The organism is Pedobacter sp. ASV12 (assembly GCF_016429155.1).
Classification (GTDB): Bacteria; Bacteroidota; Bacteroidia; order Sphingobacteriales; family Sphingobacteriaceae; genus Pedobacter.
This window is the reverse complement of the sequence record NZ_JAELUC010000178.1, coordinates 1-1,720: the sequence shown is the minus strand read 5'-3', so window position 1 is coordinate 1,720 and position 1,720 is coordinate 1. Positions and strand designations below refer to the sequence as shown.

Here is a 1,720-nt window from a genome sequence, read left to right as displayed (position 1 = left end):
CCCCCCCCCCCCCCCCCCCCCCCCCCCCCCCCCCCCCCCCCCCCCCCCCCCATTTTTAGATGTGTATAAGAGACAGGTACTCTAATGTAATACATTTTCGCTAATATTTGTCACTTCCAACCGTGCATCTCCAGGATCATAAATACATGCTGATAGAAATGTTAATATAATCAACAAAGAAAAAAAATACGTTTTCATAATCAATTATTAAACAGTGTATTATAAACATCGTTTGGGGCTATCAAAACAGGATTAATAGGATAAGATAAAGGAAATTTATTAAAATTCCAATCCGATGGCTGATTAAAAAACTCATACGATAACGAGTTGGCCGTGGTTTCCGTTACATAATCTCTATGGTAACATTCCTTAACATAGGATTGCTTAATCGCGCTAAACAGGCTTTTTGGGGCTATTATACCATAAAAACCAAATTTTGTCATTTTCTTAGACTGTAAAATATGCCCGAACTCATGCCTTAAAAGGTCAATATTTCCCACATCTTGTGGGTTTATAATTATACCAATTCCGGGCAAAGTCACAGCACTACCTTTCTCCATCATCTTATTTTGATAAACTCTAGCACCATAAAACATACTTCCATCTAATCCGGCTTTTTTCTGTCCTTCTTTCATTCGATCTGCTAACCAATCAGGATTTGATCGTGCTTCGTTTATTGATACAGCCCTGAGGCTAATTTCAAATTGATAATCGTAAAATCCATCTGGATTTAACATATCTGACCTTATTGCCCTGAAACCCATATTGTCTCCTGTGCTTTCCCAATAACCATCACCAGAATTATGATAAGAGGCTACCTTTTCTCCAGAGCCCGACCTCTGCCAAACCTGCTCCCAAAATTTGGCATATTCACCTGTTCCAGCGTTTAAAGCTGCTTTATCCCCTAAAGGATCATTAAATATAATTGGATTGTTTAATGCATAGTTAAAGGTGCTCAAACTTTCACTGGCCTCAGCCACCGGATCTACACCAACAAACCTACCCAATGCCGCATTGTACATCCGATAGAAAGTCTGTTGCAAGTCGGGCAAATCGGCAAATTCGTCCTGCCATTCGCTACCAATCCCTAATCGCCAGAACAAACAGCGTGGAAGTGATCAAGGCGGCTTATATAGAGCCTTATTTGGCCAATGCCACCACTGGATTGGGCTATCAGCTCATCCGCAAGGGTTACTTCAGCCTGGACAAGGACTCGGCGCCAGGCAAGCTTATTTTTAACCGTACGGTTGGCTTGAAGGATTCGTTTAAGGTGTAATGCGTATTGCGAATTGAGTATTCCGTAGTGCGATAAACGTTTGGCAACTTGCGTTGAACGTTTTATAGATAATAAATAAAAAGCTCCTGCCAAATTGGCGGGAGCTTTTTGTATATAGCGGTTATTAAATCATAATAGCCAATTTAAAGGCATAAATCAGCCTGCCCATTATCCACCACATAAGACTTGCGCTAGATATGGAAAATTAATCAAAATTAGTACATCTTAGATTTCATTTGAACAATCAAATCCCTAACCGTAAGGATATCCTGTCTCTTATACACATCTCCGAGCCCACGAGACAGTACTCATGATCGCGTATGCCGTCGTCTGCTTGAAAAAGGGGGGGGGGGGGGGGGGGGGGGGGGGGGGGGGGGGGGGGGGGGGGGGGGGGGGGGGGGGGGGGGGGGGGGGGGGGGGGGGGGGGGGGGGGGGGGGGGGGGG

The 1,720-nt window shown here is 44.4% G+C and carries 3 protein-coding genes; 1 reads left to right on the top strand and 2 read right to left on the bottom strand.

From position 1 onward, the window contains the following. Positions 1–200: 200 nt before the first annotated feature. On the bottom strand, positions 201–1,103 hold the full coding sequence (locus tag JHD69_RS19680) for an RHS repeat domain-containing protein (protein ID WP_233166087.1): 903 nt from the start codon (positions 1,101–1,103) through the stop codon (positions 201–203). A gap of 5 nt (positions 1,104–1,108) precedes the next feature. On the opposite strand from JHD69_RS19680, the gene JHD69_RS21575 reads away from it, so the two are divergent. Beyond that, a complete protein-coding gene (locus tag JHD69_RS21575) occupies positions 1,109–1,276 on the top strand; it encodes a hypothetical protein (RefSeq protein ID WP_370583530.1) in 168 nt (55 codons plus the stop codon). A gap of 244 nt (positions 1,277–1,520) precedes the next feature. Here the strand turns inward: JHD69_RS21575 and JHD69_RS19670 are convergent. Beyond that, a partial coding sequence (locus JHD69_RS19670) for a hypothetical protein (RefSeq protein ID WP_199142042.1) occupies positions 1,521–1,720 on the bottom strand: 200 nt, incomplete at its 5' end.